Genomic DNA, 14,941 nt, shown 5'->3' on the forward strand with positions numbered 1-14,941 from the left:
GTGGAGACGATTTTAGATAAAATTGTAGAACAGAAGAAAAAGGAAGTTGCGGAGTTATGTGAAATATATACACCAGTAAAAGCAAAAAGAAAGACACATTCACTCGTAGAAGCATTACAGCAGTTTACTGTTATTGCAGAAGTAAAGCGAGCGTCACCATCAAAAGGAGATATCAATTTACACGTTGATGTACGAAAACAAGTGAAAACATACGAAGAATGTGGCGCAGGAGCAGTTTCTGTTTTAACAGACGGTCAATTTTTTAAAGGATCGTTTCACGATTTACAAACAGCACGAGAAGAAAGTAACATTCCGCTTTTATGTAAAGATTTCATAATAGATAAGATTCAAATCGATAGAGCGTATGAAGCTGGCGCAGATATTATTTTATTAATTGTAGCAGCTTTAACGAAAGAGAAATTAAAAGAGTTATATAGCTATGTACGAGAAAAAAGATTAGAAGCAATTGTTGAAGTTCATGATGAAGAGGAATTAGAAATTGCAATCGAATTAAATCCGCACGTTATCGGTATTAACAACCGTAATTTAAAAACATTCGAAGTCGATTTAGGCCAAACAGAAAAGCTTGGAAAACGATTAAATGAGGAGAAATTACTTTGGATTAGCGAAAGCGGGATTCATTCAAAAGAGGATATTATCCGTGTTAAAAGAGCTGGAGCAAAAGGTGTATTAGTTGGAGAAGCACTTATGACATCATCTTCTATTCGTACCTTTTTTGAAGATTGTAAGGTGAACATATGAAAGTGAAAATTTGCGGCATCACTGATATGGAAACAGCAAAACGTGCTTGCGAATACGGAGCAGATGCACTCGGATTTGTTTTTGCAGAAAGTAAGCGGAAAATCACTCCAAAGAGAGCGGAAGAAATCATTCAGGAGCTTCCACCCAACGTGTTAAAAATCGGTGTTTTCGTAAATGAATCAGTAGAAGTGATCCAGAAAATTGCAGATGAGTGCGGGTTAACACATGTACAACTACATGGGGATGAAGACAATTATCAAATTAGAAGATTGAATATTCCGTCTATAAAGTCGCTAGGAGTAACTTCAGAGAGTGATATGAAAAACGCCCAAGGGTATGAAACGGATTATATATTATTTGATAGCCCGAAGGAAAAGTTTCACGGAGGAAATGGAAAGACATTTTCTTGGGAATTACTTGGGTATATGCCAAAAGAATTACGAGAGAAAACGATATTAGCTGGTGGATTAAACGCTCTTAATATAGAAGAAGCAATTCAAACTGTTCGACCATATATGGTTGATGTAAGTAGCGGAGTAGAGACAGAAGGAAAGAAAGATGTAGAGAAAATAAAACAATTTATTAAAAAAGCGAAGGAGTGTTCCAAATGAATTACGCATATCCAGATGAAAAAGGTCACTACGGTATATATGGAGGACGATACGTTCCAGAAACGTTAATGCAATCTGTACTAGAACTAGAAGAAGCATATAAAGAAGCGATGGAAGATGAAGCATTTCAAAAGGAATTAAATCATTATTTAAAAACGTATGTCGGAAGAGAAACACCGCTTTATTTCGCTGAGAATATGACGGAGTATTGCGGAGGTGCAAAGATTTATTTAAAACGTGAAGATTTGAATCATACAGGGGCTCATAAAATTAACAATACAATTGGTCAGGCGCTTCTTGCGGTACGAATGGGCAAGAAAAAAGTTGTCGCTGAAACAGGAGCTGGACAACACGGAGTTGCAACAGCTACTGTATGTGCTCTTCTCGGATTAGAATGCGTCATTTTTATGGGAGAAGAAGATGTAAGACGTCAAAAATTAAATGTGTTCCGAATGGAATTACTCGGAGCGAAAGTAGAAAGTGTAGCGGCAGGTAGCGGTACATTAAAAGATGCGGTAAACGAGGCGCTTCGTTACTGGGTTTCACATGTGCATGATACGCACTACATTATGGGATCTGTTCTCGGACCACATCCATTCCCGCAAATTGTCCGTGATTTCCAAAGTGTAATTGGAAATGAAACGAAAAAACAATATGAGGCGTTAGAAGGAAAGTTACCAGAAGCAGTCGTTGCTTGTATTGGCGGTGGTAGTAATGCGATGGGGATGTTTTATCCGTTCGTACACGATGAAGAAGTTGCTCTTTACGGCGTAGAAGCAGCTGGAAAAGGCGTTCATACAGAAAAGCATGCAGCAACTTTAACGAAAGGAAGCGTCGGTGTTTTACACGGATCAATGATGTATCTTCTGCAAAATGAAGAAGGGCAAATTCAAGAAGCTCACTCTATTTCAGCAGGACTTGATTATCCAGGTGTTGGTCCAGAACATAGTTTGCTAAAAGATATTGGCCGCGTTTCTTATCATTCGATAACAGACGAAGAAGCATTAGAAGCATTTCAATTATTAACGAGAAAAGAAGGCATTATCCCAGCGTTAGAAAGTTCACATGCTGTCGCATACGCATTAAAATTAGCTCCGAAAATGAAGGAAGAAGAAGGACTTGTTATTTGCTTATCAGGCCGCGGTGATAAAGATGTAGAGAGTATAAAACGTTATATGGGAGAGGTGTAAAAAATGGGAGTAGAAAAAATTAAATCAGCGTTTGAAAATGGCAAGAAAGCAGTTATTCCGTACGTAATGGGCGGAGATGGCGGCCTTGAAAAATTAAAAGAAAGAATTCGTTTTCTAGATGAAGCTGGAGCAAGCATCGTTGAAATTGGTATTCCGTTTTCAGATCCAGTCGCGGATGGCCCAACGATTCAAAGAGCAGGAAAGCGAGCGCTAGATAGCGGCGTAACATTAAAAGGCATTTTTCAAGCGTTAGCAGAGGTAAGGAAAGAAGTACAAATGCCCTTTGTTCTTATGACATATTTAAATCCTGTACTTGCATTCGGAAAAGAACGATTTGTAGAGAAGTGCTTAGAGGCCGGTGTGGATGGTATTATTGTTCCAGACTTACCGTATGAAGAACAAAATATTATTGCGCCGTTACTTCGAGAGGCAAACATTGCGCTCATTCCACTCGTTACCGTAACGAGCCCTATTGAAAGAATTGAAAAAATTACGAGTGAATCAGAAGGGTTCGTTTATGCTGTTACAGTAGCGGGCGTAACGGGAGTACGTCAAAACTTTAAAGAGGAGATTCATAGTTACTTAGAAAAAGTAAAATCACACGTCAACTTACCAGTAGTCGCTGGATTCGGCATTTCAACAAAAGAACATATAGAAGAAATGGTTACAATATGTGACGGTGTTGTCGTTGGAAGTAAAGTGATTGAGCTGTTAGAAAATGAAAAACGAGAAGAAATATGTGAATTAATACAGGCAACAAAACAAAAAGAAGAGGCGTAGTCTCTTCTTTTTGTTTTGCGTAATAAATGTTAAAATATACAGAAAATACATATAATTTAGAGGGTGAGAAGGCATGCTAAGACGTAAACTACTATATCTATTTTTAACTGTACCGCTATACGCTTGGCTCATTAGCATGACGAAAATAGAGTTAATGGCTCTATTTTTAGGGTATGTATTCATCTTTTCCAATTTAAATCGCATTCAAGAACAGTCTATTTTAGAAATATGTCTATTTTCGATTAGTATAGAATTATTTAGTATCGTTTCGATTGTATTATTAAACGAATTATTTCTACGGATTCATTCATTTACATTAATGAAATTTTGGAATATTATATTGCAAGCAATATGTACTTACATTGTGTTTGTTGTGTTGAAAGAAATAGTCGGAAAGCAGACAGTTTTTCAGGATAATAGAAAATGGGAGTGAATGAAAAGGAGCCGTTTGGTTCCTTTTTTGAATCTGTTGTAAAAGCAATTGAAAATTATGACATCTGTTATATAATAGTTAAAAATTGTATTTTTAATGAAAAGAGATGATAACATGGCCATATTGTTGGCACTTATCCCAATTATGATGATTTTCATTTGTTTATTTTTATTTAAACAAACGTCATTAAGGTCCTCGTTAATTTCTTATGCTGTGTCTGTTGGAATTGTTTTACTCTCGCCAATGTTTCAATTAGGGATAAGTGAAACTGTGCACGCAACGATTAAAGGATGGTTAATTTGTTTTATTGTCGGGTACGTTTTATTTTTCGGTATTTTTTTATTTCACCTCATGAACAAAATGGGGTACATCGATCAAGTAGCACGTTTTCTAGAAGCAGTTACTCAGGATCGCTTATTACAAATGCTGCTTATGTGTTTTGGCATTTGCCCGCTTATTGAATCAGTAAGTGGATTCGGTATTGGCTTCATGGTTGCAGCACCTATTTTTCTTTCACTAGGGTATAAACCATTTCAAGCTGTACTACTCTCATTCATCGGCTTACTAGCTAGTTCATGGGGCGCAATGGCAACTGGTACGATTATCGGTTCGCAGCTAATAAATATGCCTCTTACAACACTTGGCACAAATACAGCGCTATTAAGTATTCCGATGTTTGCTTACTTCGTTATTCTTTCTTTACACGTTGTTGGCGGCTGGCAAGCGGTTATAGAAAAGTGGAAAGAAGGAGTAGGGTTCTTTCTATTATTTTCTCTCGGAATCTATCTTTCTAATGCGTACGTAAGTGTTGAACTAGCCGGGATATTAAGTTCTATCGTTACGATTACCTTTGGCTTTTTTATCATTAAATTAAAAGGAAAAAGTGGGCAAAATCTTATAACAGAACATGCGGCTGCAACGGAGAGAGAAGTATCCATTATAAAAATTATTAGCCCTTATATATTTCTAACAGTTTGTATTTTACTTTCTCGCCTCGTTCCAGCATTACATGATTTGTTCAGATCATATGCGGTTCTTGATTTGAAATCATACTCTTACAAACTAGAGTTACTATATTCACCAGGGTTTTGGCTCGGTATGACTTGCTTATTTACTATTATTTTCTTCCGCATCCCGTCTAATATTATTAAACAATCACTCTCACAAACGATAAAACAATGGATTCCATTTGCTATTACGACGACAATGTTTATCGCCATTTCAGAACTAATGGGTGCATCAGGCATGCATTCATTACTCGCAAAGACAGCTGGTGAAACATTTGGAACCTTTTTCGTTTTCGTTGCTCCGTTTATTGGCGCTATTGGTGGATTTTTAACAGGTAGTAACGCAGGATCAAATGCAATGTTTATAAAACTACAAATGCAAACCGCACAAAACGTAGCACTCCCGTGGCAATATGTCACAACACTTCAAAACACCGCATCATCAGTAGCTACAATCGCTTGTCCATCACGGATTACACTAGGTGCTTACTTATGTAATATCCCTTACCGTGAAAATGAACTATTAAAGAAGACGACGTTAATGATCTTTGGTGCGGTTTTGCTTGTAGTGGTAGAGGTTATTGTTTGGTATATGTTGAGAAATTAAAAATCCTCCTAACATAGGAGGATTTTTTTTATGAATGGATAATGATTTAAATATGAATAGCTTCTACTAAGTCAACAACCCGCCACTTAACACCCTTACGGGTCGTTTGAAGTGGGGGCTTGCGTCTGTCGGAGTTCGACAGTGCTTCTACCCTCATAGAGAGCAACTACGCTTATTCCTACCCAGTAGTACGAACGAGCAATGCTCTCCTACCTTAGTATGGTGGAGCATAAGGACGGTTGACTTCGCCCCTACCACAAGAGCTATACTCCTGTGGTAACTACACTGATATGCTTAATTCCCTTACGGTGTAGATTCATCGCACCAATACGGTCATCATTTGATTGGTATTGGCAATTTTTACACTTAAAAGTGTGTAGCTTTTTATTACGATTTGCTTTTTCAATGTTTCCGCACTTAGGGCAAGTTTGGGAAGTATATTTGGGGTCTACCACAATTACCTTTTGTCCATTCAATTCAGCTTTATACTCAAGCATTTGACGGAACTGATAGAAAGCCCAAGATACAGAAACATAGCGGTTTTTCACTCGTACTTTCTCTGTCGCAGAACGAACCCCTGTTAAGTCTTCTAAAACAAACATAGTACCTCTAGGGTATGCCTCAACGAGTGCCTTTGTAATTTGATGGTTTACATCAGTTACATAACGGTTTTCTCTTGAGCCAATTTGTTTTATTTTCTTACGAGAAGATGGTGTTTGTCGTGTTTGTAATTGCTTACGAGTAGCTTTAAATTTACCACGCTTATGTTTAACAATATTTCCGTTGTAGAAGGTTGTTTTGCCCTGACTATCATAAGTGGTTGCAAGGAAGTTGATTCCTAAATCAACACCAACGATGTTGTTTACATCTGCGAAATCTAATGTTTGGTACTCTTTTGTCATCGGGATATGTAAGAACCACTTTTTGTACTTATGCACTAATTTAGCAGTACCAAATTTCCAAGTGCTGTTGAAGTATTTCTTCATAGCCTTACGCTCATAATTTAGTTTTAGGCGACCTTCAAGCGTGTTTACACTAAATTGGTTTTTGGTTAGTGAATAATCTCGATTCCAGACTAAATCATATTCTGCAAGTTTGAAGTCAATCAAAGACCATTCATGTCCATTTGATTTAGCCGACTTGTAACGAGCAATTACAGTTTTCATCACAGATTGAGCCATTTGACTTTTTAACCTAAATTGATTTCGCAAATCAGAATAATATAAGTTATTGAGATTTACTTGATTAAGGTTCTTTGTTTCAAATATGTGTTTTGATAACCAATTACAAGCCTTGCGGTAAGCGTTCGTTGTTATCTTTAGACTTTCAGCTTGATTATCGGAAACATGGATTTGTATTTTTGCAGTAATTGTAGGCATTATTTTCACCGCCTTTCACTAATTAAATTGTAACAGATTTTTAGTGAAAGCAAACAACTTAAGTAGAGAAAGTAGGAGGAAAGGTGGAAGTTTCAGATACTTGATATGGTACAGAATCTTAGGATTTTTAACGTATCATACCGTATCTGCCGGCAATTCCTCCCCCACTTATCGTTGGGCTATCGCCCTTCACACGATTGAAGTAGGGGGTATCCTTGCCGATTTTAGATGAATAGGAGATGAAATGTATGCCCCTAAAAAACTACGGTGTGTTAAAAGGTACAGTTATACAATCAAAGATTGGAAAAGGGAAAACACCTCATTATCAAGTTCATTTACAGGGCGAGACAGGAGTAGATTATCGTATTGCAATTAACGTAAAGTCGCAAAGTTATCCATCAGAAGTTTTATATTTTGCGAGTAACAATATTAAGTCAGAGGCGATTCATATTTTACCGACATTACCATTCGGTTTTACAGAAATAAAAAACAATGAACCGAAAGTAGCTTTAGATTATGTAAGAGGAAATTTATTTGACTCAAATCAAATGATTCCTTTGCCTCCCGAAAAAGCAGGAGCAGATAATGATTTAAATGAAAAAATAGAACGTTATATAAAACGAGCAATAGAAGAAAAAGCAATTATTTACGCGTTTGGTGAAAGATGGGGACCAGAAGAAAATACACCAGATTCCTATTTTCATTTCAAACCAGGAAACGGTATACATGATATTCATATGAATCAAGGGAATGTAGAAAAATGGCAAGGTGATGATGGCATATGGCAAGACGGAGGAATACTCATTCACTTTGAAAAGGAAGAAGAATGGATTGGTATCTTTCTTGCATTCCAATCACAGTCATGGTGTACCGATGAAGAAGGGCATGCTCGCGTTCCGGTTGAGCATTGTGATTATAAGGGGAATAATTAATAAGAAGAGGGCGTTTAAAAAGAACGCCCTCTTCTTATTTTATAAAACGAAAAACTAACAAGTGTAGAAATACAAGAGAAAAGCAGTGCTACACTAGAAAACGCAATGAGATACATATTATATTTCATAACCTGTCCAATTAGCTGGTTACTGTCGTATTGAAACAGTCCCGCTATGATGTTGAATAAAAATAAAACGATAAACATGACGATAACTCCGTCTATTGATCCTTTAATGTCTGGTTTACTTAAAGCGATATGTGCGGAAATACAAATGGCGATAAATAAAAATAACCAAAAGGAAGGATTCAATAAATTGCCGATTGTAAATAAGCTTTTCAATAATACAAACGTCGATAAGAGCATGTTTTGGATCATTTCTACATTAATAGAAGTAGAAGCAATCGTTTTTTCGAGAGTTGTATTAAATAAAAAATATGATTCTGGTACGAAATAGCGCATTAAAAGGATTAATGCGGTAATACCAGAAATAATAGGCCCGATGCCAATGAAGAAATTCCCAATTCGTTGATACACACTTTTTTGATTGTATTGATGTTGTACGTAACCTAATGCTCCTTGACTTGTATCTGTTGGGAAAAACTGCGTTGCTACAATTTTATGACGGAACAGTACGCACATAATGGCATGTCCAAGTTCGTGAATCGGAACACCAATCCACGCCGTTAAAAGGAATCCTTTTCTTCCGAAAGCCCTCGACCAATACATCCGTGTTAGTGATTCTAAATAACCTAATAGAAATCCAATTACAATGATAACGCCAATTAAAGAAAATAATTGGATTACGCTCGTAAGGAGTATTTGAAAAATTGAGTTTACCAATTCCATTGCCAGTCATCCAATCTGTTAAAAATATTATTTATTCTGTTTCATAATAGCATTTTTTCAAGATTACTAGCACATATATTTTCTTTCGGAAGAAGGATTTCAGAATCTTTTTCTTGTAGTCATGTTTTATGTCCAAAGTCATATATTGAACTTGTAACACCCTATATGGTATATGCTTAAGGAGGGATAAGAGAATGAAATGTCCGTCATGTCATACAGAAAATGCAGCGGAGGCAAAATTTTGCGGGAATTGTGGACATTCGTTAACGGAAGAGGTAGTGGCAAGTAGTGGTCAAGAAGAAGGGCCGGAACAAGCACGTGCGGCACAAGCGAAGAAAACTGGGCCAAATGAAACGGTAGAACAAGCGAAGCGGTTTGCGAGCGGCTATTTTCAATTTTTTAAACATGCATTACAAGCACCGACAGCGATTATGAAAAGCGGCGCTATTGAAGTGCGAAATGGAATTGTAAGTCTTATTCTTATTTGTTTTTTAGGAGCATGTATTTTTTATAGAATGATGAGTGCAGCATCAGCAGTTACGAGAACATTTGCACCAGATATATCTACTCCCACGTTTTTTGGAGAATCTATTACGGTCTTTTTCTTTTTATTAATTTTAACTTTATTTGTCGGATTTATTATTTTTGTAAGTGGTAAGATGATGAAATCATCTTTTTCGTTTCTTGAAGTATTCGGTATATGGGGAACGATAGCGACGCCGGCTATTGTCATATTAGTCCTTTCTTTTCTTTTTAGTTTCTTATTAATCTTTTTCTTACCGATATTATTATCGGTAGCTACAACTTATATAGGGATTAGTATAACTGTAGCCGTATTAAAACTAGCCAATGGCGGATTAGATCTCGTTTACACACTTATTATTGCGAATGTTTTAATTGGAATTGCAACATTCATTGTACTTTGGTCTTACATTAGCACGATAATTCAAGCCTTAACACAAGGAATAACTGGCTTCTAATGAAAAGGTGGTTGACTGGATGAAGGTATGTACAAAGTGCGGAGTTCAGTTTGAAGATGGTGTGCAATTTTGTCAAAACTGCGGGACGAAGAGGGGACGTTCTGTAGTAAAGAAGAACATGAGCGGTGGTGTAAAAGTTGGCATTACACTGTTAGCGCTATTTGTTATAGCGATTATTGGATTGTATTTGTACGGATCGTCGTATTATACGCAGGTGGCACAAGTAGACCGGATGATTACGATTTTACAAGAGAGAGACGGAGAGAAATTAGCTGAGATCGTTACGGCAGATGATCCATCGATTATGATAACGAGAGAGAGCGTAACGCCTCTATTTTCATATATAAAAGAAAATCCATCTTACGTAAATGAATTAAGAGAATACTTGAGACAAGGTGAAAAACAACGGGACGGAATAGAAAGAGCTGATTTTTCATTAACGAAAGATGGAAAGTATTTCGTTATATTTGATCGCTATAAATTGAAAGCGAAGACGTACTATACAACTTTGCTTACAAATGAAAAAGACGTATCGTTAAAAATGAACGGAAAAGAAATTGATAAGACAGATGACAAAAAGTTTGAGAAGCAATATGGGCCATTTCTTCCGGGAAATCAAGTGTTTCAATCAGAATATAAAAATGACTACGTAAAACTATTGCGTGAGGAAAAGGTTGTACTTATGAAACAAAGCCAAAATAACGTAACGGTAGATTTAACGTTGCAAGGTCAATATATTACAGTTCAAACGAACGCGCCTGGTGCAACATTGTACGTAAATCAAAAACCAGTTACAGCGCTGGCAGGAGAAGAAATTACATGGGGGCCTGTAGCGACTGATGGAAGTGCGACGATTTATTTAGAACGAAATGGAGAAAGTGGACGGGAAACGACAAAAGTAGAGACGGTAACGGCACTCTCGTCTTATAATCTTCCATTCCAAAAGAAAAGTACAGAAAAACCAGTTGTTTATAATGTTACCCCGCCACCTACGACTGAGTATGTATATAATGGTTTCATCTTTCCTGATAGTGATATTCGAAAATTAACGAGCGCAGATTTAACATATTTATCGAAAGAGCAGTTGAAAATTGCTAGAAACGAAATATATGCAAGGCATGGCCATATTTTTCAAACGAAAGATATGCAAGCGTATTTTGCAAAACAGTCTTGGTATAGAGAAAATCCTTATTTTACAGGAACGTTAACAGATATCGAAACTTATAATATTGAACTAATCAAATCAAGAGAATAGAGCGCTTGAAAAAGGTACAGTGTATATTGCTGTACCTTTTCTATCGTTATTTAGCTGGACCAGGATCCCTAGAGAAAAAGATATGAAAGAGAAATGTGACTTTACTTGCTCCCCCGGATGTACTGGCTTGCACATCAGATAAAGAACTAGACGTTAAGGCAGCTTCAGAATGAGGAGGAACGACTATTTTGAGTGCATCATCTGATTCTGATGATATAGTAACCGTTATTGTATCATCAGAAACATTTACAACTTTAATAGTACCGACGGGGAAGATGGACTTACCAGCATGTGATGCAGAAGCAAAGCGAGTGGCTTTCCAAATAGTTTGAGAGAAAGTATCATTGTCTGATAACCAAGCGCGAGCACTGTATAATGTTGCATTAACGGTAAATTCTTGTTCAAGCGGGAGGGCGGCTTTCGGTTCTTTCGGTTCCTCTGGAAACTGAGCGAGAAGACCAGCGCACATGTATGTTTCACCTACTTTCAATAGTTACTGTTATAGCATATTAAACATGTTGTTTATAAGACACGACAGTTACCTATTCATACATAAGTTTGTGCACCAAATTTGAAGATGAAATTCTCTTTCTTTACAATGGAAGTAGGTGTTATTTCTATAAAATATGGAAAACGTAAAGAATATGTAAAAAAGAAGGAGTGGTAAAGTGAACTATGTCATTATTGGCGGAGATGCAGCTGGTATGAGTGCAGCTATGCAAATTGTTAGAAACGATGAAAATGCAAATGTTGTAACTTTAGAAAAAGGTGAAATTTATTCATACGCTCAGTGTGGATTACCGTATGTCATTAGTGGTGCTATCGCTTCAACTGAAAAGTTAATCGCGCGCAACGTGAAGACGTTTCGTGAGAAATATGGAATTGATGCGAAAGTGCGTCATGAAGTAACGAAAGTAGATACGGAAAAGAAAATGGTGTATGCAGAGCATACGAAGACGAAAGATGTCTTTGAATTTCCATATGATCGATTATTAATTGCGACTGGAGTGCGTCCTGTTATGCCAGAATGGGAGGGACGGGAATTACAAGGTGTTCATCTTTTAAAAACAATTCCTGATGCTGAGCGCATATTAAAAACGCTAGAAACGAGTAAAGTTGAAGATGTAACGATTATTGGAGGTGGTGCAATCGGACTGGAAATGGCAGAAACATTCGTCGAACTTGGTAAGAAAGTAAGAATGATTGAGCGAAATGATCATATCGGTACGATTTATGATGCGGATATGGCGGAGTATATACATAAAGAAGCAGATAAACATCATATTGAAATTTTAACGAATGAAAATGTAAAAGCGTTCAAAGGGAATGAACGAGTAGAAGCAGTTGAAACGGATAAAGGTACGTATAAAGCGGATCTTGTTTTAGTATCTGTCGGAGTGAAGCCGAATACTGATTTTCTTGAAGGAACGAACATACGTACAAATCATAAAGGGGCCATCGAGGTAAATGCATATATGCAGACGAATGTGCAAGACGTATATGCAGCTGGTGATTGCGCGACACATTATCACGTGATAAAAGAAATTTATGACCATATTCCAATTGGAACAACTGCAAATAAACAAGGGCGACTTGCCGGGCTGAATATGCTGGATAAACGAAGAGCTTTTAAAGGAACGTTAGGTACAGGCATTATTAAATTTATGAATTTGACGCTTGCAAGAACAGGCTTAAATGAAAAAGAAGCAAAAGGACTACATATCCCGTATAAAACAGTCAAAGTAGATTCCACAAATATGGCAGGCTATTATCCAAATGCGAAACCACTTTACTTAAAATTACTATACCGTTCTGACACGAAACAATTATTAGGTGGACAAGTAATTGGAGAAGAAGGCGTAGATAAACGTATTGATGTGATTGCGATGGCGCTTTTCAATAAAATGAGTATTCATGATTTAGAAGATGTCGACTTAAGTTATGCACCACCATATAACAGCGTGTGGGACCCAATTCAGCAAGCGGCAAGGAGAGCGAAATAGCACTTTTTAAAGTGCTATTTTTTTTACAATGAGGGAGTAAATAAAGTTTCACTTTATTTTGAATATACCGTGCCCCCTTGAAAACATCGTACGTATCGCTTATATTTTCATATAGTATTTATTTTTTAAACGAAGCAATGAACGAACCAGGGGGCGCAGTATGGCAATTAACATGAAAACAATCGAAGAATGGATTGCTGAATCAAATGCAAGACATGAAGAAGACTTTGGACACGTTGTGGAAGAAATGAAAGAAGTATGTGTCGGACTTGATAACGCGACATTAATTTATACGAAAAACGTATTTTGTTTCGGTAAAAAAGTAGAAGTCTTTTTCTTCTTCCAAGACCATGTCGTGATTGGACAAGAAAAAGACGAATATGTTGAGATTGAAAAATTAAAGTATGATGCCATTACCAATAGTAATTTAAAAACAAATGACAAAAATACTACGTTAGAATTAAAGTTTGCTAACGGACAATCTATTAATTTAGATAGTTTAAATGATAACTACGGTACGAAAAATTGGTTATTTGCTAGACAAATTAAGAGTATTTTTAAGTTAATCTAGTAAAAAAGCACGCCGTCCATTGGCGTGCTTTTAACTATGCAAAGCCCCTTTTAACCAATTCCGCGCCCGATATGCCCCAACTGGAACTTGAATAAGAGATGTTTCATTCCCAGCATCAATACCGTACAATTGATCACATGAATTTGTATCAAAACTTAGTAACGGATGCCCGCCCATCCCCATAGCAGTTGCAGCGAAAATGAGTTTATGAACGCGTATACCTGCTTCCATTTGGTGAATGCGGTATCCTCTATAGCCTAATGCACGTGTATAGTAATCTTTCTTTCCGACTACATGTAAGCAAAGTGGTACTTGAAAAAGGTTAACGTTATCCATCGTCATACTAGACTGAAGTGGGTAGCGAAGGTCTCCATATCGAATTGGTTGTATGGAATGTGTTTTACTGTTATAAGCGTAAGCCCCGTTTTTAATATTTTTCACGTTATAAAAACATCCATATAAGGAGATGCGTGTATTTTCATTTGTATACTTACCGTCAAGATCGTTGTAATAGGGGAAGGAGAGACTCGCTTCTTGTAGTAAAGTAGCGAGCTCAGCTGCATCCCATTTCGTTAAAATAAAGTCCGCATCAGGAGAATATCGTTTTCTGCAAAGTTGCAAGAAATCATACGATAACCGTTCTACTTTTGGTAGCTGTACAGCGTACGTATTATGTTGATAGTGCTCTTCATGATGTAGTGTTTGGAAGTGTGCTGTCGATTCGATCATAGAAGCTTTATTTATTTTTGTTATCATCGGATATTCATCTACATGTTTTGAGCGAATGAAATGTTCATGTGCGAGCGGCGGAATTTGTTGCAACAACTCATGAGAAGTAACTGTTTTATTTTCACGGTAATCATTGTGAAACCAATTAGTTTCTGGCTCTGTACTTAAAGGAATAACGGCATACAAACTTTCTTCACCTTCTGACAATCCGAGTAAATGGTTCAGTGCACGGTCTAGAAATTGAAAGTATACGCCGTTCGTATAACCGAACTGTTTTGCACATTCTAGTAATTGTCCAATGAGAACCCCGCTATCTAATCCTTGAAGTCGATATGAAAAGTTATTGTATTTAAAGAAGTTTTTCCAAAACATAGTGGATACGAATGCAGCACCGAAACAATCATGTATATTACAGCGATTACCGAGTGCGTCTGTTAAATAAGAATCGAAATTTCCTTCGCGAAGTAAAATAAGTCGGTGATGTGCGGCGTCATAATGGTAAATGCCGTCTGGATAATCGTCAACCTTTAAATAGATATACAATTCATTCGGGTATAAGGCACCGCCTGAAGGAATGGATCTACGTAATACATTTCTCTCGCTATTTAGCTGACATAATTGTGTTACACCAAATGAATACCAAAGGTAATAACCAATCTCATTTAGAGTAGGTGTAGTAGAAGAGTTCGATAAAGATAACGGGATTTCTAAGGAGAGCGGGATGGTAGGTACATTTCGATATAATTTATAAGGAAGCGGTGCGTCTTTCCAGTCCACCTCATGATTCGGCATAATTTCATCGATAGAGAAATGGAGATGATGTAAAAAAGTATCTAGCTGCATGAAATCCCTCC

15 protein-coding genes are annotated in these 14,941 nt (G+C 37.0%); 11 read left to right on the forward strand and 4 right to left on the reverse strand.

Annotated features, from left to right (window positions below; all coding sequences use genetic code 11):
• The 6 genes from trpC to CGQ22_RS28930 all read left to right on the forward strand — a co-directional run bounded on the left by trpC (window position 1) and on the right by CGQ22_RS28930 (window position 5,390).
• A complete protein-coding gene (gene trpC / locus CGQ22_RS28905) occupies window positions 1–762 on the forward strand; it encodes an indole-3-glycerol phosphate synthase TrpC (protein WP_000447789.1) in 762 nt (253 codons plus the stop codon).
• Window positions 759–1,373, forward strand: a complete 615-nt coding sequence (locus CGQ22_RS28910) for a phosphoribosylanthranilate isomerase (RefSeq protein ID WP_089149685.1) — start codon at window positions 759–761, stop codon at window positions 1,371–1,373. The genes trpC and CGQ22_RS28910 overlap by 4 nt, the downstream gene beginning before the upstream one ends.
• A complete protein-coding gene (trpB, locus tag CGQ22_RS28915; protein ID WP_089149686.1) occupies window positions 1,370–2,563 on the forward strand; it encodes a tryptophan synthase subunit beta in 1,194 nt (397 codons plus the stop codon). The genes CGQ22_RS28910 and trpB overlap by 4 nt, the downstream gene beginning before the upstream one ends.
• A 3-nt stretch (window positions 2,564–2,566) precedes the next feature.
• Window positions 2,567–3,343 carry a tryptophan synthase subunit alpha gene (gene trpA / locus CGQ22_RS28920; protein ID WP_086409345.1) on the forward strand — a complete coding sequence of 259 codons (777 nt, stop codon included), beginning with the start codon at window positions 2,567–2,569 and terminating at the stop codon, window positions 3,341–3,343.
• Between the two features lie 73 nt (window positions 3,344–3,416).
• Window positions 3,417–3,776, forward strand: a complete 360-nt coding sequence (locus CGQ22_RS28925; RefSeq protein WP_000946131.1) for a DUF4029 domain-containing protein — start codon at window positions 3,417–3,419, stop codon at window positions 3,774–3,776.
• Between the two features lie 114 nt (window positions 3,777–3,890).
• A complete protein-coding gene (locus CGQ22_RS28930) occupies window positions 3,891–5,390 on the forward strand; it encodes an L-lactate permease (protein WP_000996243.1) in 1,500 nt (499 codons plus the stop codon).
• Between the two features lie 263 nt (window positions 5,391–5,653).
• On the opposite strand, the gene CGQ22_RS28935 is transcribed toward CGQ22_RS28930, so the two are convergent.
• Complete coding sequence (locus CGQ22_RS28935) at window positions 5,654–6,769, reverse strand: RNA-guided endonuclease InsQ/TnpB family protein (RefSeq protein ID WP_001142359.1); 1,116 nt, start codon at window positions 6,767–6,769, stop codon at window positions 5,654–5,656.
• Window positions 6,770–7,017: 248 nt separating this feature from the next.
• Here CGQ22_RS28935 and CGQ22_RS28940 point away from each other — a divergent pair, with 248 nt between their 5' ends.
• A complete protein-coding gene (locus tag CGQ22_RS28940; protein ID WP_074626135.1) occupies window positions 7,018–7,701 on the forward strand; it encodes a DUF2278 family protein in 684 nt (227 codons plus the stop codon).
• Window positions 7,702–7,715: 14 nt separating this feature from the next.
• Here the strand turns inward: CGQ22_RS28940 and CGQ22_RS28945 are convergent, their stop codons facing one another.
• Window positions 7,716–8,549: a hypothetical protein gene (locus CGQ22_RS28945; protein WP_047385758.1), complete on the reverse strand. Its 834-nt coding sequence runs from the start codon at window positions 8,547–8,549 to the stop codon at window positions 7,716–7,718.
• Between the two features lie 194 nt (window positions 8,550–8,743).
• Here CGQ22_RS28945 and CGQ22_RS28950 point away from each other — a divergent pair, with 194 nt between their 5' ends.
• Entirely contained in the window at window positions 8,744–9,529 is a 786-nt protein-coding gene (locus tag CGQ22_RS28950; protein ID WP_046945132.1) for a zinc ribbon domain-containing protein, read from the forward strand.
• 19 nt (window positions 9,530–9,548) lie between these two features.
• Window positions 9,549–10,784, forward strand: a complete 1,236-nt coding sequence (locus CGQ22_RS28955) for a TcaA 3rd/4th domain-containing protein (RefSeq protein WP_061883903.1) — start codon at window positions 9,549–9,551, stop codon at window positions 10,782–10,784.
• Window positions 10,785–10,830: 46 nt separating this feature from the next.
• Here the strand turns inward: CGQ22_RS28955 and CGQ22_RS28960 are convergent, their stop codons facing one another.
• The gene (locus CGQ22_RS28960) at window positions 10,831–11,253 is read right to left on the reverse strand and encodes a hypothetical protein (protein WP_042990049.1); all 423 of its coding nucleotides are present in this window, start codon (window positions 11,251–11,253) and stop codon (window positions 10,831–10,833) included.
• Between the two features lie 199 nt (window positions 11,254–11,452).
• Between CGQ22_RS28960 and CGQ22_RS28970 the strand changes: the two genes are divergently transcribed.
• Complete coding sequence (locus CGQ22_RS28970) at window positions 11,453–12,787, forward strand: FAD-dependent oxidoreductase (RefSeq protein WP_089149687.1); 1,335 nt, start codon at window positions 11,453–11,455, stop codon at window positions 12,785–12,787.
• Between the two features lie 160 nt (window positions 12,788–12,947).
• Window positions 12,948–13,358, forward strand: a complete 411-nt coding sequence (locus tag CGQ22_RS28975; protein ID WP_000996782.1) for a DUF3908 family protein — start codon at window positions 12,948–12,950, stop codon at window positions 13,356–13,358.
• A 30-nt stretch (window positions 13,359–13,388) separates the two neighbouring features.
• Here the strand turns inward: CGQ22_RS28975 and CGQ22_RS28980 are convergent, their stop codons facing one another.
• On the reverse strand, window positions 13,389–14,930 hold the full coding sequence (locus CGQ22_RS28980; RefSeq protein WP_089149688.1) for a SagB family peptide dehydrogenase: 1,542 nt from the start codon (window positions 14,928–14,930) through the stop codon (window positions 13,389–13,391).
• Between the last annotated feature and the right edge of the window lie 11 nt (window positions 14,931–14,941).

The sequence above is a fragment of the Bacillus sp. M13(2017) genome, assembly GCF_002218325.1.
Taxonomy (GTDB): domain Bacteria; phylum Bacillota; class Bacilli; order Bacillales; family Bacillaceae_G; genus Bacillus_A; species Bacillus_A thuringiensis_K.